17 protein-coding genes are annotated in these 20,363 nt (G+C 63.1%); 13 read left to right on the forward strand and 4 right to left on the reverse strand.

The window, feature by feature from the left end; translation table 11 throughout:
* Window positions 1–4,789, reverse strand: a 4,789-nt coding sequence (locus RSO01_RS12245; protein ID WP_147149382.1) for an AAA family ATPase, incomplete at its 3' end; no start/stop codon positions are given.
* A gap of 165 nt (window positions 4,790–4,954) precedes the next feature.
* Between RSO01_RS12245 and RSO01_RS49845 the strand changes: the two genes are divergently transcribed.
* Window positions 4,955–5,266: a helix-turn-helix domain-containing protein gene (locus tag RSO01_RS49845; RefSeq protein WP_373867896.1), complete on the forward strand. Its 312-nt coding sequence runs from the start codon at window positions 4,955–4,957 to the stop codon at window positions 5,264–5,266.
* Between the two features lie 379 nt (window positions 5,267–5,645).
* Here the strand turns inward: RSO01_RS49845 and hemF are convergent, their stop codons facing one another.
* The gene (gene hemF / locus RSO01_RS12255; RefSeq protein ID WP_147149384.1) at window positions 5,646–6,569 is read right to left on the reverse strand and encodes an oxygen-dependent coproporphyrinogen oxidase; all 924 of its coding nucleotides are present in this window, start codon (window positions 6,567–6,569) and stop codon (window positions 5,646–5,648) included.
* A 797-nt stretch (window positions 6,570–7,366) separates the two neighbouring features.
* Here hemF and ccmC point away from each other — a divergent pair.
* The 10 genes from ccmC to hemC all read left to right on the forward strand — a co-directional run bounded on the left by ccmC (window position 7,367) and on the right by hemC (window position 15,895).
* A complete protein-coding gene (ccmC, locus tag RSO01_RS12260) occupies window positions 7,367–8,077 on the forward strand; it encodes a heme ABC transporter permease CcmC (protein WP_147149385.1) in 711 nt (236 codons plus the stop codon).
* Window positions 8,074–8,214, forward strand: a complete 141-nt coding sequence (gene ccmD, locus RSO01_RS12265) for a heme exporter protein CcmD (protein ID WP_147149386.1) — start codon at window positions 8,074–8,076, stop codon at window positions 8,212–8,214. Before ccmC ends, ccmD begins: the two co-directional genes overlap by 4 nt.
* A complete protein-coding gene (gene ccmE, locus RSO01_RS12270; protein ID WP_147149387.1) occupies window positions 8,211–8,657 on the forward strand; it encodes a cytochrome c maturation protein CcmE in 447 nt (148 codons plus the stop codon). The genes ccmD and ccmE overlap by 4 nt, the downstream gene beginning before the upstream one ends.
* 154 nt (window positions 8,658–8,811) lie before the next feature.
* Entirely contained in the window at window positions 8,812–10,788 is a 1,977-nt protein-coding gene (locus RSO01_RS12275; protein ID WP_147149388.1) for a heme lyase CcmF/NrfE family subunit, read from the forward strand.
* A gap of 47 nt (window positions 10,789–10,835) precedes the next feature.
* Window positions 10,836–11,342: a DsbE family thiol:disulfide interchange protein gene (locus RSO01_RS12280; RefSeq protein ID WP_170303007.1), complete on the forward strand. Its 507-nt coding sequence runs from the start codon at window positions 10,836–10,838 to the stop codon at window positions 11,340–11,342.
* Between the two features lie 110 nt (window positions 11,343–11,452).
* Entirely contained in the window at window positions 11,453–11,944 is a 492-nt protein-coding gene (locus RSO01_RS12285) for a cytochrome c-type biogenesis protein (protein WP_246158338.1), read from the forward strand.
* A gap of 53 nt (window positions 11,945–11,997) precedes the next feature.
* A complete protein-coding gene (gene ccmI / locus RSO01_RS12290; RefSeq protein WP_147149391.1) occupies window positions 11,998–13,344 on the forward strand; it encodes a c-type cytochrome biogenesis protein CcmI in 1,347 nt (448 codons plus the stop codon).
* 48 nt (window positions 13,345–13,392) lie between these two features.
* Window positions 13,393–13,548 carry a hypothetical protein gene (locus RSO01_RS47200; RefSeq protein ID WP_170303008.1) on the forward strand — a complete coding sequence of 52 codons (156 nt, stop codon included), beginning with the start codon at window positions 13,393–13,395 and terminating at the stop codon, window positions 13,546–13,548.
* Between the two features lie 24 nt (window positions 13,549–13,572).
* Window positions 13,573–13,947, forward strand: a complete 375-nt coding sequence (locus tag RSO01_RS12295) for a DUF488 domain-containing protein (RefSeq protein WP_147149392.1) — start codon at window positions 13,573–13,575, stop codon at window positions 13,945–13,947.
* 955 nt (window positions 13,948–14,902) lie between these two features.
* On the forward strand, window positions 14,903–15,895 hold the full coding sequence (gene hemC / locus RSO01_RS12300; RefSeq protein ID WP_147149393.1) for a hydroxymethylbilane synthase: 993 nt from the start codon (window positions 14,903–14,905) through the stop codon (window positions 15,893–15,895).
* Between the two features lie 347 nt (window positions 15,896–16,242).
* On the opposite strand, the gene RSO01_RS12305 is transcribed toward hemC, so the two are convergent.
* Together RSO01_RS12305 and RSO01_RS49455 are read right to left on the reverse strand one after the other, a co-directional pair.
* The gene (locus tag RSO01_RS12305; RefSeq protein ID WP_170303009.1) at window positions 16,243–17,022 is read right to left on the reverse strand and encodes an alpha/beta fold hydrolase; all 780 of its coding nucleotides are present in this window, start codon (window positions 17,020–17,022) and stop codon (window positions 16,243–16,245) included.
* 524 nt (window positions 17,023–17,546) lie between these two features.
* Window positions 17,547–17,678 carry a hypothetical protein gene (locus RSO01_RS49455; RefSeq protein ID WP_281291450.1) on the reverse strand — a complete coding sequence of 44 codons (132 nt, stop codon included), beginning with the start codon at window positions 17,676–17,678 and terminating at the stop codon, window positions 17,547–17,549.
* Window positions 17,679–18,095: 417 nt separating this feature from the next.
* Here RSO01_RS49455 and RSO01_RS12310 point away from each other — a divergent pair, with 417 nt between their 5' ends.
* Both RSO01_RS12310 and ccoN read left to right on the forward strand, forming a co-directional pair.
* Window positions 18,096–18,680: a hypothetical protein gene (locus RSO01_RS12310; RefSeq protein WP_147149395.1), complete on the forward strand. Its 585-nt coding sequence runs from the start codon at window positions 18,096–18,098 to the stop codon at window positions 18,678–18,680.
* Between the two features lie 22 nt (window positions 18,681–18,702).
* A complete protein-coding gene (gene ccoN, locus RSO01_RS12315; protein WP_174825929.1) occupies window positions 18,703–20,361 on the forward strand; it encodes a cytochrome-c oxidase, cbb3-type subunit I in 1,659 nt (552 codons plus the stop codon).
* Window positions 20,362–20,363: the final 2 nt, after the last annotated feature.

Below are 20,363 nucleotides of genomic sequence, written 5' to 3' on the forward strand. Positions count from 1 at the left end.
CACGCAATGCCTCCTCCGCCTGCTTGCGCTCGGTCAGATCTAGGACGAACGCAAGGCCCTGGTCACCTCCTTCCTTGAACAACGCGGCGCCAACAAGCACAGGCACGCGGCTGCCGTCTTTCCGAAAATATTCTTTCTCGAAGGGCTGAAGCCTTCCAGTCGAGTACAGTTCTCCCCATGCACGTTTGTCGCGCTCGCGCCGCTCCGGCGGGGTCAACTCGTTCCGGTTCAGGCGACCCCGGACCAAGTCCTCACGGACATACCCCACGATGCGTAGAAACGCGTCATTAGCTTCGAGAATCCTCCCTTCGCGATCGGCAATGAAGATCCCAATGATGTTGGCGTCGACCAAACGCCTAATCTTCCCTTCCCGATCCGCGAGGTCGTCATAAAGCCGCGAATTTTCGAGCGATGTTGCCGCCTGTGACGCAAGCACTTTCAACACTGTGACACGGTCAGGTGTGAAAACGTGGGCCGTCAAGTTGTTTTCGAGGTAAAGCACACCAGCCAGCCTGCCCTGTTTGAGCAACGGCAGGCAGAGAATTGAACGGGCGTGATGCCGATGAATGTACTTATCGGCAGAAAACGGGTTCGCGGCTGCGGCATCGTGGAGAAGAACGCTCTCTTTGGTCCGGGTCACGTAGTGTAGGATGGACTCTGGCAGATCTCCAGAGGTTGCACTCGCTTGCTGCTGATCGACAGTCACCGTGTCATTTGTGGTCGTGACTTCCGCCTCAATCCGATAACCATCACCTACCGCAAGGATCAACAGACCTCGCCCGGCACCTGCGTACTCAATCGCCGTGCGCATCAGCGTGTCGATCAGTTTTTCTGGAACGATCTCGCCCGACACAGCTTGCGAGACTTTGATGACAGTGGCTAGATCCAGTTGTTCGACAGGTGCCCCAATCGTGCGTGTAGGGCCGGCAATCGGCCTTTCCTCCCTGAGGTGCGGATACAACTCGTCGAGTTGGCGTACCTTGCCGAAGGCTCCCCAACGAGTGTATGCGTACCGCGCGTCCTGCAGATAGGCATGCGCGATCTTCTTGAACCCGCGTGCGGCATAAAAGCGTGCGGCGACCTCGTTGGCGAGCGCCTCGTTGTGGACAAAGCCATACGTGCGTGCCGACTGGATAGCGTGCTCGTAGAGATGTTCGGCATCGAGCGCGCGACCTTCGATCCGAGCGATCTCCGCCCCGACCAGTGCTGCGCGGTTCTCGAAGTTGTCCGGACAAGCCGTCGCCCAGTCCTCGAGCTGTCGGTGGTGCGCGGCCAATGCGTCGACATGCTGCTGGCCGGCCGCTGCGGACTCGCAGGATGCCGCTCGAGAGAGTGCGCTGTAGAAGTGATACTCTGCCGTTTCGAACATTGACGGCGATGTCCACAGCAGCCGCTGCGCCCGCGACGAGGCCTCAATGGCCGACGCATAGTCGCCGGCAAAGAAGCGCGCCTGCAGCTTGCGGACCCAGTACCAGCCCTCGGCTAGCGCCAGAGCCGGGTTCCTGCAGAAACGGGACTCCAGTAGGAGTTCGCCAAACTGCCCATCGTCAAAGCAACCAAAAATCGGTGTCAAGCCGCGGAGAGTCCGAATCAGCCCAAGTTGGCCAACGATGCAGTCAATCGCGAGACCGATCCGCATCCTCTGCGCAAACGCGAGACCACGCTCGGCTTCGCCCTGCACCTCATCGAGTGGATCGCCCGCCGCAAGAAGGTCCGTGTTCAGGTGGCTGCAGCAGTACGCCGCAAAAGTGAGGTCACCGATCTGGTTTGCCGTCTCAAACGCACGCCGCAGCAGATCACGACCTTCCCGGACATGTCTCGTCCAGGGCGTGACTAAACTTCCAAAGTTCAGGTAGATTCTGGCCTGGAATCGCTTCAGCCCGCGCTGTTCGACCAGCTCATAGCCGAGACGGCAGAATAGAAGTCCCGCTTGGTAGTCGCCGAATTTCGGTCCAGCAAGCCTGCCAAGCACCGCATAGACGTAGCACGAGCCGTCACAATTGCCACCCTCGAGGCTGAGATTGACTGCGCGACAGATGACCAGGGAAGCTAGGTTCGCATCCGTATGCCAGGCGGGCGGCCCGAGCTTCGTCAGGACATCGAGGGTCGCGAGCGACGCGGCATTGCTCATCAAAGGCAGATCGATGAGGCTTTCTATCGTGCGTGAGCCGAGTTGGGACCAGATCCGCTCATACTCGCGCCGAGCCTCGTCTTCCGTCGGGTGCGGCGACCAGTCGATGCCCAGGTGGCGGAGATAGTCGAGACCGACTGCGATCGCGCGGCTGGGCTGATCCAGGGCCGTGTAAAGTTCCACCTGCAGGCACGCAACGCGGGCTCGTTCGATCGTCGTTGCGGCATGAGCCGACAGCGCCGTCAGGCGCTGCTCGGCTTCCGCCAGTGCACCAGTGAGGAACTCACATTCGGCCCGGTGCAGCTCCAGCTCAAAGATCAGGTCGTGCCGGCGCTCCGACAAGTCCCCTGGCAGCAGTGCCGCGCCGGAGACCAGATAGTTCAGCGCCGAGGCATACGCTGTCGAGGTCTTGGCTCGTCTCCCTGCAATGAAATTCAACTCTGCGACCCGCTCAAGCTCCTCAGTTGACGTGATGAGATGCGAGCCGCGGTTGAGTTGATTGACGATTTCGAAGATCGTCTCCTCCAGCTCCTCTGGAGGGGTCTGCGCTGCGAGCAGCATCCCTATTCGGAGATGCGCTTCCGCACGCGATTCCTCCGGGATCAAGGAGTAAGCGGCTTCCTGGACACGGTCGTGGAGAAACTTGTAGGAATCTTCCGAACGAAGGATCAGACCTACTCGCACCGCTCCCCAAAGCTGGTCATGCATCTCCTCCTCGGAGTCCTGGTAAACGATCCGCAACATGGTGAACCCTGCCTCGTTGCCAAGGCAGGCGAGTTTCTGCAATGCGTTCCGAGTGTCGGCGGACAGGCGGTTTAGCTTCCCCACCATGAGGTCCACCACATTATCGGTGTAACCTTTGGCGTGAATGCGATTCAGGTCCCAGCTCCATCTCGCCTTGCCGTAATCGAAAGTGAGTAATGCTTCGTCGGCGAGCGCAGATATGAACTGTATGGCGAAAAGCGGATTGCCGGTTGTCTTCTCGTGGATCAGCTGTGCCAGCGGCGTCACTCTCTCTGGTTCGCTGTGAACGGAATCCGAGATTAGTTGACCCAGGTCCCCACAGGTTAGGGGGGCCAATACGATGTCTTGCAATATCGCTCCAGCTTGGCGCATGGCTTCGAGCTTGCGCATCAATGGGTGGACGGGATCGACTTCGTTGTCGCGGTAGGCGCCAATCAACAACAGGTTCTGCGCATCCGGTCGGGTCAACAGATCCTCGAGCAAATTGAGCGTTGCCGCATCGAGCCATTGGAGATCGTCCAGGAACAAGGCGAGCGGATGCTCCGGCCGCGCGAATACGCTGATAAATCGCCGGAACACCAGCTGAAAGCGGCCTTGCGCATCCTGCGACGGCAGCTCGGGGACCGGTGGCTGTTCGCCGATGATGTGCTTCAACTCCGGCACGAGATCGACGATGAGCCGACCGTTCGGTTCGAGCGCCTCGAGCAGCGCCTCCCGCCATTGCCGCAGCTCCGCTTCGGACTTGCTCAAAAGCGGGCGGATCAGGCTCTGAAAGGCCTGCGCAAGGGTGGCGTAGGGGATGTCGCGCTTGTACTGGTCAAACTTGCCCGATGCAAAAAGGCCTCGGGGCGGAACAAGTGACTTGTGAAGCTCGTTGACGACTGCGGACTTGCCGATGCCGGAGTATCCGGAAACCAACACCAACTCCGGCCTGCCGCCGGCAACGATACGGTCGAAGGAGGCAAGCAGGGCATCGACTTCGGCCGTGCGGCCATACAATTTTTCGGGGATCAGCAGCCGGTCCGGAATGTCATGTTCCCCGAGCGGAAATTCGTCGATATCGCCTCGGGTTTCCCATTCAGCAAGGCAACGCCGTAGATCGCTCTCTGCGCCTGCAGCTGTCTGGTAACGCTCCTCAGCAGTCTTGGCGAGCAGCTTCATAATAATCGCAGAGACGGAGCCAGGGAGATTATTTAACCGCTCGCTGGGCGGTGCCGGTCTTCTTGCAATATGGCAGTGCACCCATTCCATCGGATCGGAAGCTGTGAACGGAAGACTGCCGGTCAACGTCTCGTAAAGTGTGACGCCGAGTGCGTAAAGGTCTGTCCGGGAATCGATAGACCGGTTCATTCGGCCTGTCTGCTCAGGCGCCATGTAGGCGAGCGTTCCGGCGATGAACTCGGGAGCTTCGGGCGACTGACGCTCGCGCGGTAGGCGCGATGCGATGCCAAAGCCCGTCAGCCACACGTGGTCCATCGCAGCATTGATGAGTATATTGGCTGGCTTGATATCCTTGTGGATTAGGCCACGTGCGTGCAGTCGGCCAAGTGCAGCCGCCAGGGAGACGGCGAGTCGCAGGAATCGCTCCATCGACATCGGCGTGCCCATTAGGCGACCGAGTGGCTGACCGCCAGGAAACTCGAGGATCAGCACCGGCCAACCGTGTTCGCGAATCAGGTCCAGCGGCCGCGCTGCCCATGCGCCGTCGAGCTCATTCCTTAGCCTGTATTCGTGTGTGAGACGGTTGACATTTTCGGGACTTGGGTGCTCTTCAGCGCAAAGGACGGCCAGCACAACCTGGCGGTCGCCGGCGACACCCACGCGCCATGTCTTGCAGACGATCCGCTCTGCATCCTCCCACAGCACCTCATAGCCGGTGTCCGCGAAGAGACCCAATCGCCACGGAGGAATCATCTGTCTCTTCCATCATGTCGGAGGCTGCACCGGGCAATGAGATGCTAGGCTGCCATTCGTCCGACCCGGAGCTGCCCAAAGAAGACTTTGTTCATCAACTTAGTACATTTCATTTTGGAATGCCGATATTTAGCCACAAATGGTGGCACCCGGTCGATAGCTTCTTTGAGCGACCCAAAGACCGCTGGCCTTAGTCGATCGGCCTCCATGGCTCGTTTTACCGATGCCGTCGGATGCTCGCCGATGGTAGCACTGCGCCAGCTGCGCATACGCCAGGCTAGCAACCTGTTGACTGCAAACGTTCTCTCGATCGAACAGATTGCACACGCCGTCGGGTATTCGAGCCGCAGCAGTTTCTCCCGTGTCCTCCGGCGTGCCTTTGGGAGTGATTCACGGTGCTCGCGGCTCCCAACAACGCGGGAGCCAGACGTGGATCAGCGCGATAGTCGATTGATCCTTTCAGGTCCGATTGGATGAAGGGTCACTTCGAGCGAAAACTGTACGTTCCCTCGTCGGAACGGAGCGCCGGTCGTGGCGCAGACTCACTCGAGGCTGGATGCCGGCTGATTTTCGTAGGATTCGCGCCTTAGGCTTTCCTGGAGGACGCGCACGAAACTGCCGCGACTGACATATCCGGTGCTGTACGCGAATCCGATCGAAAGAGTGGTTAGTTGTCTTCGAGCCATGAATCGAACGATTGCAGAGACCGACGCAACAGGGCGGCAATCACCCGTTTCTACAAGGCGAACGCCTCCGCGGGCGGAGGGGTCACGAGCATCATCGTTGGCACCTACATGACCCCGACCGTTCGGGACACCTGCCCTTGGCGGAGTTCGCCAAGGGAAGAGACAATAAGCTAGGGCCAGCACGCCTCCGGCGGGAGGGACATCAGGATCGCCTCAACATTGCCGCCGGTCATCAGGCCGAACTTGGTGCCGCGGTCGTGCAGCAGGTTGAACTCGACGTAGCGGCCGCGGCGCGCGAGCTGGTGGTTGCGCTCGGCCACGGTCCACGGCTCGTTCATGTGCCGGCGCACCAGCTTCGGGTACACGTCGACAAAGGCCTCGCCGACGGCGCGGGTGAAGGCGAAGTCGCGGTCGAACTCGCCGCCGTCGAGATAGTCATAGAAGATGCCGCCCGCCCCGCGCACCTCGCCACGATGCGGCAGGAAGAAATATTCGTCGCACCATTCCTTGAAGCGCGAGTAGTAGCCGGGATCATGGGCGTCACAGGCGGCGCGAAGGGCCGCGTGGAAGTCCTTCCTGTCGGGCTCGTGTGGCACCATCGGCGTGAGGTCGGAGCCACCGCCGAACCAGGCACGCGTGGTCACGATGTAGCGCGTGTTCATGTGCACGGCCGGCACTTTGGGAGATCGCATGTGTGCCACCAGGGATATGCCCGAAGCGAAGTAACGTGGGTCCTCGGCGGTACCCGGAATATTAGCACGAAACTCCGGGCTGAACTCACCGGACACCGTCGAGACGTTGACGCCGACCTTCTCGAACACACGACCGCGCATCAGCGCCATGGTACCGCCGCCGCGATCCCCTCCACTAGGGTCACGCTCGCGCTTCCAGGTCTGGCGCTCGAAACGGCCGGGTGCCTTGTCGCGGTGTGTGCCCTGAAGTTCATCCTCGATCCGTTCGAACTCAGAGCAGATGCGATCGCGCAGGCCCTCGAACCAGACCCGCACCGCATTCTTCCGCCGCGCAATAGTCACGTCGTCGGGCAGCGGCGACGGACCTCTTGGGCTGGTCGCGTGGCGGTTTAGCCGGGTCATACGACGTCCTGGAATCCAGAGTTCTGGCGAAGAACATTCGCCCAATACCATTGCGACTAGAACTCGACGACTCGCTTCCTAGTGATTGAAACTGGAGCCTAAAGTCAAAAAGAAGCCGGTGATGGCGAGCCGCCACCGGCCGAAGTGCCCACGCCGCCTGCAAGGCCACGGGAGAGCTGTGGGTCTCGCCACCACCGGTCCTGGGGAGGGACAGGGCCTGGGGAAGCAGGTTTCGGTGAGTTTCAGCGTGGGGGGTGCGATCTGAAGTGGTTGGTTATCCTTCATCTGTCCACGGCGGCACCTCAGTGGATATGCTCCAGCCTTCACTCTAAGGACTCTCTGCGATCTCTGGGTCCTGAAGACGTATCCAGTCATCCACCCTGCAACGTAATCACAACTCCGAATGCTCACTTGCGCGCCCCCGGGCAGTTCTTCCTTCCGTGAGATCCATCAAGACGGTCCAGCCGCGGGTCCCGGTCTCCACTTGTTCGACAAGCACGGTCGAGAGAAAGCCAAACTGACTCGATCGAATGCGATATTCCTTCGGTCGGACGATCGACGACGCGATACGGACTCGTGGATCGTCGAGTTGGCCTAATTTCCCGACTTGATCTCAGAACAGCAACTGAATCGCCCAACGGTTCGACGGGTCTTCGTTCAACAATCCTAGAGATACCCTTCTCAAGACGACGTCGACGAACTGGGTGTGTGGAGTTGCCTTTTGAAGTTCGGCCTAAGAGCGACGACACGCTGCCGCCTGCTCAGGGACGATTAGTAACCGCTGAACGCGAGAAACTATGCACCGCTTCGCCAATCCGGCACGTTTCCGCCGCCTCAGTCAGCGCGTGCAGCCGGGCCTGTCGCTGGCCACCCTGCTGTCGCTGGGAATCGGGCTTTGGCTGGCGCTGCTACAGTCGCCGCCCGACTACCAGCAGGGCGAGACGGTGCGCATCATGTACGTGCACGTGCCCATGGCCTGGCTCGCCATGGCAGGCTATGCGCTGCTGGCGGCGCTCAGCGCTGCGCTGCTGGTATGGCGCCATCCGCTCGCGGCCCTGATGGCGCGCGCCGCAGCGCCGGTTGGCGCTTGTTATGCGCTGATCTGCCTGCTCACCGGCTCGCTATGGGGTCGGCCGATGTGGGGCACCTACTGGGTGTGGGATGCGCGGCTCACCTCGATGCTGCTGCTGTGCTTCCTCTACCTCGGCCACATCGCCTTGAGCCGCGCCTACGACAACGCCGAGCGCGGCGATCGCGCGGCGGCCATCCTGGCGCTGATCGGGGTCATCAACTTGCCGATCATCAAGTTCTCGGTCGATTGGTGGAACACCTTGCACCAGCCTGCCTCCGTCACGCGGCTGGACGGACCCGCAGTCGATGCCGCCATCCTGCTGCCGCTGCTCTGGATGGCGGGGGGCTTCTTGCTGCTGTTTATCCTGCTGGTGCTGGTTCGGACTGAGACCGAGATGGACCGCCGCCGGCTCGAGATTGCGGACCAAATCGCATGAGCAGCTATGCCGTTTTCATCATTTCAGCCTATCTCGCGGTCTTCATGATCCTGGGCGGCCTCACCTTGGCCTCGCTCCGCGCCCGCAGCAAGATGCGCCACGCGCTCGCCGAGCGCGGGCTGGAGCGCCGCCGGTGACACCCAAGCGCAAGCGGCTTTGGCTGCTGGTGGGGTCGCTCGGCGTTCTGGGCGTTTCGGTGGCGCTCGTGCTGTCGGCGCTGTCCGACAACATAGTCTTCTTCTATTCGCCGAGCCGGTTGGCTGAGAAGCACGTTCCCGCCGATCGCCGCTTTCGCATCGGCGGCCTGGTCGAGACCGGCAGCGTCCACAAGGACGGCAGCGAGGCGCGCTTTCGCGTCACCGATCTCAATCGCAGCGTCGAAGTCGTCTATCGCGGCATCCTGCCCGACCTGTTCCGCGAAGGCCAGGGTGTGGTCGCCGAAGGGTCGCTCGGCCCCGACGGCATCTTCAGCGCGCAGGAGGTGCTGGCCAAGCACGACGAGAAGTACATGCCGCCCGAGGTGGCCAAGGCATTGAAGGAATCGGGACGCTGGCAGGAAGGCGAGGGAACAGTGAGATGATGATCTGTCGCTCACCTTGGCAAATGCCTGTTCGCGTCATCCCTAGCGTAGCGCCCGCTCTGAGCGGGGCCAACGGGAAGGATCTTTGGTCGGTAACGCAAAAGATCCCTCACTTCGTTCGGGATGACACGGCTTGCGGTAGAGAGGGGGAAGCATGATCCCCGAGCTCGGCCATTACGCGCTGATCCTGGCGCTGGCCGTGGCGCTGGTGCAGGCGAGCTTGCCGCTCGTGGGCGCTGCGCGCGGCGATGTCCGGCTGATGACGCTCGGCCGCACGGCCGCGCTCACGCAAGCCGCCTTGATCGTCCTTTCCTTTGCGGCACTCACCGAAGCCTATGTGACGTCCGACTTCTCGGTCGCGACCGTCGTCGCCAACTCGCATTCGGCGAAGCCACTCCTCTACAAAATAAGCGGCGTGTGGGGCAATCACGAAGGCTCCATGATGCTCTGGGTGCTGATCCTGTCGGTGTTCGGGGCCGCGGTTGCGCTGTTCGGCGAGAATCTGCCCGACTCCCTGCGCGCGCGCGCGCTCGCCGTGCAGGCCTGGGTCGGGGTGGGCTTTCTCGCCTTCATCCTCTTTACCTCCAACCCATTCCTGCGCCTTTCGCCCGCGCCGCCGGACGGCAACGGCATGAATCCGCTTCTGCAGGATCCCGGCCTCGCCTTCCATCCGCCACTCCTCTATCTCGGCTATGTCGGCTTCTCGGTGACCTTCGCCTTCGCCATCGCCGCGCTGATCGAGGGCCGGGTCGATGCCGCTTGGGCGCGCTGGGTACGGCCGTGGACGCTCGCCGCCTGGTGCTTTCTCACCCTCGGCATAACTCTCGGGAGCTGGTGGTCCTATTACATCCTGGGCTGGGGCGGCTTCTGGTTCTGGGACCCGGTCGAGAATGCCTCGCTGATGCCTTGGCTCGTCGGCGCCGCGCTGCTGCACTCTGCGATCGTCGTCGAGAAGCGCGATGCACTGAAGAGCTGGACAGTGCTGCTCTCCATCCTCGCCTTCTCTCTGTCGCTCCTCGGCACCTTCCTGGTGCGTTCGGGCGTGCTCACCTCGGTGCATGCCTTCGCTCAGGACCCGGCCCGCGGCATGTTCATCCTCGCCTTCCTGGTGATCGTGATCGGCGGCGCGCTCGGCCTCTACGCCTGGCGCGCGCCGACTTTGCAGCCCGGCGGCCGGTTCCAGCCGGTGAGCCGTGAGGGCGCGCTGATCGTGAACAACCTGCTGCTCTGCACCCTCTGCGCCACGGTGCTACTGGGAACACTCTATCCGCTGTTCCTCGATCTCGTGAACGGCGCCAAGGTCTCGGTCGGCCCGCCCTTCTTCAACACGACCTTCGTGCCGATCTCGTTCGCGCTCTTCGCCGCGATGTGCGTGGGCCCGTTTCTAGGCTGGAAGCGCGCCGAGCTCTGGCCCGCGCTGGTGCGTCTGCGCGCGGCCTTCGCCGTGGCGGTGATCGGCATGATCCTTGCCGCGACCATGATCGACCGGCATGCGACACTGGCTGCCATCGCCTTCGGCTTCGGCGTCTGGCTTATTCTGGCCAGCATTCTCGAATTCGCCGACCGCACCAAGCTCGGCCGCGCGCCGTGGGCCGAGACGCGGCGCCGGCTCGCCACCCTGCCGCGCGCTTCGATCGGCATGACGATCTCCCATACCGCGGTGGGCTTCGTCGTGCTGGGCGCGGTGGCGACCTCGACGTGGAACGTCGAGCTGATCCGCACCTTCAGGATCGGCGACAGTGCGCCGTTCGCCGGCTGGCAGGCGACGCTCACCAACGTCGAGCAAGTGCGCGGCCCCAACTACGACGCCGAGCGCGCCACCATCACGTTGACGCGGGACGGCAACCCCTATGTCGTGCTGACGCCGGAGCGGCGGATGTTCCGCGTGCAGCAGCGCGAGACGACTGAGACCTCGATCCGCACCAACTTCCTGCGCGACGTCTATGCGACCCTCGGCGAGGGGGATGCGCTGAAAGGCTGGACCATCCGCCTCTACGACAACCCGCTCGCACCCTGGATCTGGCTCGGCGCCGCGCTTTGCGCTCTGGGCGGCTTCGTCTCCCTTTCCGACCGCCGTCTGCGCATCGGCGCGCCCAAGCGCTCCCGCATCGTGGCCCAGCCCGCCGAATGACCGTCGTGCCCGTGAGATCGAACCACCTCCTCTACCTCCTGCCACTGATGACGCTTGCGATCCTGGCGGGCTTTTTCGGCTGGTCGCTGGTGTCGGGGCGCGATCCGGCGTCGATCGGCTCGGCGCTGGTGGGAAAGCCTGCGCCGTCCCTCAAAGCGCCCTCGCTGCGGCCGGACGAGGCGGCCCTCTCCGACGCGCTGCTGCACACCGGCAAGCCGGCACTGGTGAACTTCTTCGCCAGCTGGTGCACGCCCTGCCTCGCCGAGCATCCGCTGCTCGAGCGGCTGGCGAAGAAGGAGGGCATCACCATCATCGGCATAGCCTGGAAGAACAAGCCCGAGGAGGCACGCGGCTGGCTCAAGCGGCAGGGCGATCCCTTCGCCACCGCGGGCTACGATCTCGACGGCTCGATGGCGGTCAACTGGGGCCTGTCGGGCGTGCCCGAGACTTTCCTGATCGACGCGCATGGTATCGTGCGCCTGCACATCCGCGCGCCGATCCTCGAAAAGGATGTCGAGAGCCGCATCCTGCCGCTTCTCAGGGCGGGGTCGTGATGGGCGGCGATGCGCTCCATGCACCACCGTGCCATACCGAGGCCGAAGGCCGAGGAATCTGCAGGGCTGCAGGAAAGATCCCTCACTGCGCTCAGGATGACACGAACGGTTTGTGGCACACGCTGTGCGTTCTGATCCTGAGCCTGCTGATCTCGCTGCCCGCCCTCGCCATCGAGCCTTCGGAGATACTGTCCGATCCGGCGCTCGAAGCCAGGGCGCGGGCGCTAAGCCGCGAGCTGCGCTGCGTCGTCTGCCAGAACGAATCGGTCGACGATTCGCCGGCCGAGGTGGCCCACGACATCCGCCGTGCCGTGCGGCAACGGCTGGTGGCGGGCGACACCGACCGGCAGGTGCTGGACTACATGGTCGCGCGTTACGGCGACTATGTCCTGCTGAAGCCGCCCTTCAAGGCGCGCACCCTGGTACTCTGGCTCGGCACGCCGGCGGTGCTGCTGCTGGGCATGATCGGCCTATGGTTCGCCGCCGGGCGGCGCAGCACGGCGGTCGGGTCAGCGCCGCTCAGCGACGCCGAACGGGCGAGGCTCGACGCGCTGCCGGATGGCAAGAGCGATGTCATCCCCAGCGAAGCGAGGGACACTTGAACCATTGCGAAAGGTCCCTCGGCCTTTGGCCCCGGGATGAAAGCTAGGCTGTCATGCTCCAACTCCTCCTCGCGCTGCTGACCGCGGGCACCGTGGGTATGATGCTGGTCCGGCCGTTACGCGCGCGGCTCGGCGCTACCGAGCGGCCGCACGGCGGCCTCGCGATCTATCGCGACCAGCTCGCCGAAGTGGAGCGCGAGCGCGCCGCTGGCAGCCTCTCCGCCGAGGACGCCGCGGCCGCGCGCACTGAGATCGAACGCCGCCTTCTCGCTGCCGCCGACAAGTACGGGAACAAGGACACGAACGCCGCGCCGCAGCCTGCCGCAGCGTGGCACCGCTTCCTGCCGCCCGCGCTCTGTCTCCTGATCCCCGCCTTCGCGCTCGGCCTCTATCTGCGGATCGGCCAGCCGGGCGTGCCCTCCGCGCCCTTCGTCCCGCATCCACATGTGCCGGCAACAGCGCCGCCGCAGACCGGCCCCAGCCTCGACCAGAAGATCGCCGCGGCGCGCGCGCGGCTCAAGGAGCCTGACGATCCCGAGACCCTGTCGGTGCTGGGCGAGCTCCTCACGCAACAGGCCAACGGCGTCGTGCCCGAGCCCGCAGTCGACCTCTTCCGCCGCGCGCTCGCGAAGCAGCCGGACGACGCGCGCGCCCTCTTCTATCTCGGGCTGCACGAGGCGCAGGCGGGCGAGGCCAGGGCGGCGCTCGGGCGCTGGCTGGACCTCGAGACGCGCTCGCCCGAGGACGCGCCGTGGCTGCCCTTGCTGCGCGCCGAGATCGATCGCGTCGCCAAGCAAGCCAACATCGATCCCCCTAGCATCAAGCCCGACCGCAAGCCGCCGGCCGTCGCCTCGGCCGGACCGCCGGCTGCGGCTCCGTCTCCGATGGGCATGCCGCAGCCCACGCCGGAGGAGCGCGAGGCGATGGCGAAGATGGCGCCCGCCGAGAGCCAGCACGCGATCCGCGGCATGGTTGATCGGCTCGATGCCAAGCTGCGCGCAGCGCCCGCCGGCCGAGTGGAGGATCGCGCCGGCTGGCTGCGGCTCGCCAACGCGAGGCGCGTGCTGGGCGAACCCGCGCAGGCTGCCGAGGCTTACGCCAGGGCCGACGCGCTCGCGCCGCTCGACCCGCCGCTACTCGCCAACTGGGCCGAATCAGAGGTGCGCCAGGTCCAGCCCGGATCGTCGCCCTCGCCCGGCGCCGTCGCCGTGCTGAAGCGCTTGGAAGCAGCCGAGCCTGACAACGCGCTCGCGCTCTTCTATCTTGGCGCCGTCTCCTTCGGTCATAGCGACAAGGCCGACGCCGCGCGGCGCTGGAAGAAGTTGCTCGCGCTACTGCCTCCCGACGCGCCGATCCGGAAGGTGCTGAAGGAGAGGATCAAGGAGGCGGAGGCGCGCTAACTAGCCGCACAAGCCGATATTCCGCCCGAAATCGCCAAACGTTGGGAGATGGAGATCGCGATGGCGCTGCAAAGCGCCCAGGTTCGCGAGGCACTCGCCAAGATCGGTGTTAAACACGGAGCGGTCAGCTATACCGATCTCATCAAGAGCGAACTCGGTCCCTGGAAGGAAGTCATCCGCGCTGGCAATATCCGCGCTGATTGATCAACTGGGTGAGGAGCAGGAGCGATGCCGGGACGAAAGGCGATACCGGCGCACCGGATCAGACTCAAACGTGCCTATCGTCCGGCCGCGACGACGGACGGCCTGCGAGTGCTGGTTGATCGTCTGTGGCCGCGTGGTGTGAAGAAGTCGGACGCGGCCATCGACCTGTGGACCAAAGGCATCGCGCCCAGCACGGCGTTGCGCCAGTGGTTCGCCCACGATCCCGTGCGTTGGCCGAAGTTCCGCCAGCGCTATGCAGCAGAGCTGCGTAGACATCGCAAGGAATTGGCTGCCCTGCGCGCCGAGGCCCGGCGCAAGACCCTGACCTTGGTCTTCGCCGCCCGGGACGAGCGCCACAATGATGCGGTGGTGCTGCGAAACGTGCTTCTCGGCCGCTGAGAGGCTGGACTCGCGAATGTCGCCCAGTCGTCTGCTGCATCAGGTCCGAGCATGCACGGCGTGTGTCGACCTGGGCCCTCGGACCTACGAGCACGAGGTCGGGGTCGACAACATCGAGGGCAGCCCGCCCAGCCCGGCGGCGCTCGACGGCAACGGGTACGTCGAGGAGCGCGTTGCCAACGGGGACCCGAACGTTCCGCTAGACATGCGGGGCACCGCCTACGAGCGTGCACTCTTAACCGGGAAGGCGCGGACTGCCGCTCCGCTTGGCGGTCGGCCGCCCGACCGTCGCCGCCCCGCGATGGTGACGTCCGCGTCTCCGCCATGACCAGAAGTTCCGAGTGAGCTTCGGGGTCCACAAGGACATCACACACAGTGTATCTCCCGGAGACTCACCACGGACCGGTTTAGTAAGGTGGTCTGGGGTTCTGCTGTGTAGGAGAGAGATCACCATTGGCGTCGAAGGTTCGGCTTACTTCGCTAACGATCGTGCGGAACGCCACCCCCTCCTCGTCGCGGCGGCCCTCGGGCGATCGGCATTTTCGAGTGGCTCCAGTCCGCTACCGTGCGCGCTCGGTCACCTCATTCTGGACCTTCGGATCGCCTCGTGCCGTCGCGACTGCGTGTGGTGCGGATTGGCGGTTGGCCAAGCCATGTCACTGTCCTCCATAACCGCGCCCTGCGTTGGGTTGGAATTCGGGTTCCACAGCTTGCGCCCGAGGAAAGCCGACAATGGTCTCGTCCCCGAGGCGCCATCGCCAGGAAGTACACAAGACACTGTGTCGCCTAACATCGAAGATAGGGGTCGGATTCCATTAGCCCGTGAAGTGTGCGACTCCGTTATGTCTAATCGACTAGCCGGTGAAAGCGGATTGCCGGACACCTGTCCAGGACCATCGAGATAAGCCACTCCTCTATCGCGAGCGTCGCACGAGCTAGGTAGAACAGGGTCCCGATGATCGCAAGCGACCGGGAGGAGCGGAGCATTAGGTGTGCGCCGCCGGTGCGCGTGGCTACGCGGGGGTCTCCACTCGCGTTGATCCAGACGCAGGCGTTCATCGAAAGGCTTCGCGAGATCTGCCCCGTTTTGCATCTGTCCGGTTCGTTGGTGCGACACATTGTGCAGACGACTGGCGACCGGACACAAGCCCGCAGCCTGGCGGATATGGGCGGTAAGGGGCTCTTTGCGAAGGAGATCCACGAGGCGCTCATCGAAGGGCGAGCCGATTTCGGTGTGCACAGCCTGAAGGACCTGGAGACGTTTTTGCCGCCAGGCATCGCCCTCGGATGTGTCCTCCGACGGGAGGATCCGCGTGATGCGCTGGTGGTTCGGGGAGAACCTGGGAGTGAGTCTTGTGGAGACCTCTATTGCCTCCTGCCCACGGGCTCAGCGGTCGGGTCGAACTCCGCTCGACGCCAGGCTCAGCTTCTCCACGAGAGGCCTGATCTCCGCATGAAGTTGCTTCGAGGCAATGTGCATACTCGCCTTGGCAAGCTTCTGAAGGGTGAGGTGTCGGCCACCTTGCTTGCAATGGCTGGCCTTCGGCGATCAGGCCTGCTCGATGTCCCGGGCGCACTAATCCTTCCGCTTGCCCCTGAGCGGATGGTTCCCGCCGCTGGGCAAGGTATGATTGCGATCACAGTCCGTGAGGACGATACCGTGCTTCGCGAGTTGCTGGCTCTGGTCGAGGACGCGGAGTCCCGCGTGCTCGCAACGGCGGAACGCGCACTACTGGTCGAGCTGAATGGATCCTGTAGGACACCGATCGGTAGTCATGCGCGACTTCACCCGAAGGGTCACCTACACCTAACCGGACTCGTAGCCCGTGCGGACGGAGCGTTTCTTCTGAAGAGAAGCATTCGTGGAGAGGCGTCGGCTGCCGCGTTCTTGGGTACGGAGCTCGGCCGGGAACTACGTGCAGAGAGCCCAGCGGACATCTTCGGCTAGCCCGGATCGACGTGAGGCGCCCGTCGGTCGGTTGCCAGCTCAGGGTCCTTTAGCCGTGAAGTGTGCGACTCCGTTAGATCTAGGGTCAAAACCCATAAAGTCTGCGCCAGGTGTCGGCTTCCGGCCTGAGTCCGGACGTGGGCGACGGTCGAAGTAGTTCGTCAGACAATGACCCGTCTGTGAAGTGGCCTTACCGCCTCGGCTCTTCGCATTTGGAGGGCAAAGCGGACATCCCATTGGCGTGGGCCCACTTCGCAGTTTGACCCGAAGCGGACATTCGACCTCGCCTTCGCGTTGCGAGTGTTGTCCTTACAGGCCCTGTCTCAGGTCTACCGCGGTTGTGGAGGCTAGCTCTCTACGAAGCCCGCGATCTCGCGGGCGACGAGAGTGGGCGCAAACACCTGCGCCTGATGTCCTTGATCGACTAGGCGCCGGGTGTGCGCTGACGGCAAGGTTTCAGCCAGCGCCGCACTCGCCACTTCATGATGACGGGCTGTGGCAGTGCCGAGCAGCAGCAAAGTCGGCGAAGACATCTGACTAAACCGCTCGACGCCTAATGGCAGACTCCTAATCACTTCCAACTCTCGTACCCATGTGGGGGTAAGAGCTGCCGCCAGTTGCCAAGCTGGAGATGCACGCCACTCTTTTATTTGCACATCGGTTAATTTCACGAGATCCCTTGCCCCAATCAGCAGAGCTTCGTCCAGTTGATTGTTCGCGACTGCCGCGCGATAGCGCTCGAACGCGTCTCCGACGGTAGGCCCATCGATCGGGAACGGAGGCTCATAAAGTATCAGTTTGCTCACCCGGATGCGCCGAGCAGCCTCCAGCGCGCATATGCCGCCATATGAATGCCCCAGCAAAGCTGAGGTCGGGCCAGCCGCCTCGAGGACGGCAGCGATATCTGCGCATTCCGTATCGAGCGAGTATCTTTCGGCGTTGCCGCTTCGTCCCCGTCCGCGTCGATCCATCAGGTAGCAGGTAAAGCGATCCGCCAACAAGTTTGCAACTTGAAGCCATGCGTCACCCACACCCAGGCTTCCGTGCACGAAGACGATGCCGGGTCCGGAACCAAGTTCCAGATAGCCGATCCGCGTACCGTCTACGGAACCAACGGAACGTTCCATTGGCATGATCTACCCCCCTGCGGCCTCACCGGAGCGCCATCGATCTAGAACCACTCGCCTGTCAGTCTTTCCCAAGCCACTTGTTCACTGTTCCTGCATACCACTCGGACCCCGGACCGCAACTACGATTATCCGCCCGATCTGTCACGTCAGCGCGATGCGCGAGGTCAGACACTTCGGTTAGACCTTCTGCCCAGTTCCCGCGCTGGCAAGGGTAATGGGATGGACGTCCGTCTGTGGCCCATCTCCGACTAACCACGCGATGTCGCCGAAGTCTGCAATCGGGCGGAAGCGGACATGGATCGGTACGACTTAATGGGTTTTGACCCTAGTCGATCAGCGGGTGAAAGCGGATTGCTGGACACCTGTCCCGGACCATCGAGATAAGCCACTCCCCTATCACAAGCTTCGCACGAGCTAGGTAGAACAGGGTTCCGATGATCGCAAGCGACCGGCAAGCTGCAAAGGCATGCGACCGCACATTGCGGCGTCATTACGGCTTATCTCACCTACGGTCTAACGTATCATCGCACCTTCGCGAACAACTGGCGCACGCGTTGCAGGAGGTGTGGCTGCGCCTCCGGTTGCCAATGACCAGAATAGACCTCGAGCAACGCCAGGGCGCCGACAATGGCCGCCAGATTGGTGAAGGCCATGGCCTATGCCTGGGGCCACCTGAGAATCCAGCCGAGAACGACAAGGACGAGCGCTACGACAATGAGAGCGACCAGGAACGTCATTGGCTTCGCTTCCCGCGAGATGCGCGACGATTGGGGTGCAGGATGCTTCCCGCTGCCCTCGAATCCCACCAGGGGAAAGGCGCGAATCCGACGGCTCGGCTGCGCTGCGCATTACATCGCCGGGGGCATGCTTGCCGCCATCCCTCGCCGACGTCTCGAGCAAAAAATGACCACGCTCCCCCCGGGCGCCTAGATTGGAATCTTCAATTAGGGCGCCATTCTGCGTCGAGATCGATGGTCGCCGTCCTGGCCCAATCTTTATGGCCGCGGGGCGACCGAGGGCTATCCACGGAAAGCGTCAGGCAAGAGAGCAGACGCGTCATCACAGGAGTCGTGTGCACGCTCGCCGTGGCAACCTGCCTCTCGGGGACCGAGGTGCGGGCCGAGACGGCCGGTACAGAACGGGTAGCCTGGAAGCTAGAACAGAATTCCACGCCGGCACGCTACGCCGTGGTCGAGCCGACGCGGACCAACCTCGACGTCGCCAGTGTCGTGCTGGCCTGCGAGAACGCCTCCGACCGGAATGTCCTGCAGCTTCAGCTCTATCCGACGAATGAGGGGCCACTCCTGCCCAAGGGCGCCAATCCTCCACAGCTGAAGACGGCCCCTCGGGCAGAAGTGGAGATCGACGGCAAGATCTTTCCGGCCAGCCTGCTTTTCGGGGACGACCATGCGGTCCTCGCCGACGGCGAGGTGGGAGGTTTTGCTGGCCTGTCGGAGCCGCTTGTCGATGCCATGGCGAAGGGCAAGACCATGACCTTGCGTCTTGATCTCCTTGCCGAGCCTCCGGGAACAAAAGCCTCATTCGATGGTGCGGCGGTGATCGAGCTGCGGGCCAATGGCGGCCGCGCGGCCATCGGGGCAATGCAGCAGTGCGTTTCGCCAATTAAGAATCGGACCGTGGGCCTGACGCGGTGATGTGGGGAAAAGCCGGATGGCGATGATCACACAGCTCACCAAGAGTGAACGCCAGCTCGCAATCGGTGTCCTTCTCCTCATCGCCTGCATTGGTCTCGCCTTCGCGGGTGCCGGCAAGGACGATCCACTGGCCGTGCACGGCTTCCTGATCGTGGCGTCGGCCATTCTCGGCATCTTTGCCGTGATCTCCGGCTACTTTGCGCCCGAACCTGGCGAGGATCGCTTCGGCAGCTACTACGACACGCCGAGCAAAGTCGGCCTCCTCATCGCCATGGGATGGGCCGCGTTCGGCTTCTTCATCGGTGATTGGGTGGCCTGGCAGCTCGCCTATCCCAGCCTCAACTTCGATGCCGGCTGGACGAGCTTCGGCCGGCTGCGTCCTGTCCATACTACCAGCGTCCTATTCGGCTTCGGCGGCAATGCGCTGATCGCGACCTCCTTCTATGTCATGCAGCGCACCTCTCGTGCGCGGCTGCCCGATCAGCTCAGCCCGTTGTTTGTTCTGTTCGGCTACAACCTCTTCTGCCTGCTCGCCGTCACCGGTTACATGATGGGGGTGACCCAGTCGAAGGAATACGCCGAGCCTGAGTGGTACGCCGACATCTGGTTGGTCATCGTGTGGGTGACCTACTTCGTCGTCTATTTGCGCACGCTGGCGCGGCGCAAGGAACCGCACATCTACGTCGCCAACTGGTACTACATGGCATTCATCCTGGTCATGGCGATGCTGCACATCGTCAACAACCTCGCGGTCCCCATAAGCTTCGGCAGCGCCAAGAGCTACTCGCTATTCTCGGGCGTGCAGGATGCGATGACACAATGGTGGTACGGCCACAACGCCGTCGCCTTCTTCCTGACGGCGGGCTTCCTCGGCATGATGTACTATTTCATGCCCAAGCGCGCCGGTCGGCCGCTCTATTCCTACCGCATGTCGATCATCAGCTTCTGGGGAATCACATTCCTCTACATGTGGGTGGGCTCGCACCACCTGCACTGGACCGCGCTGCCGCAGTGGGTGCAGACGCTGGGCATGACCTTCTCGATTATACTGCTCGTGCCATCTTGGACCGCGGCCGCCAACGCGCTGCTCACGTTGAACGGCGCCTGGCATAAGGTACGCGAGGACGCGACGCTGCGCTTCATGATGGTTGCCGCCGTATTCTACGGGCTCACCACCTTCGAGGGCTCGTTCATGGCGATCCGTTCGGTGAACTCGCTGTCGCACTATACCGACTGGACGATCGGGCACGTGCATGCCGGCGCGCTGGGCTGGGTGGCGATGATCACCTTCGGCTCGATCTACGCTTGCATACCCTGGCTGTGGAAGCGCGAGACCATGTACTCGCCGCGGCTGGTCGAGGTGCATTTCTGGTTAGCGCTGGCCGGCGCCGTCGTCTACGTGCTGGCGATGTGGAACTCCGGCATCATTCAGGGGCTGATGTGGCGGACCTACAATGCCAGCGGCACGCTCGCCTATTCCTTCGTCGAGTCGCTGGTAGCGATGCATCCCTACTACATCGCCCGGGCCTCCGGCGGATTGCTGTTCCTGATCGGCGCGCTGGTCGGTTGCTACAACGTGTGGATGACCGTGCGCGCGCCGCGGCCGGCCGAAGAGGGGCTTGTCGGCGACGTGCCCGAGCCGACGGCCACGGGCCAGTCCGGCCAGCAGCCGGCGGAGTGAGC

This window comes from Reyranella soli, assembly GCF_007992495.1.
In the GTDB taxonomy this organism is placed as follows: Bacteria; Pseudomonadota; Alphaproteobacteria; order Reyranellales; family Reyranellaceae; genus Reyranella; species Reyranella soli.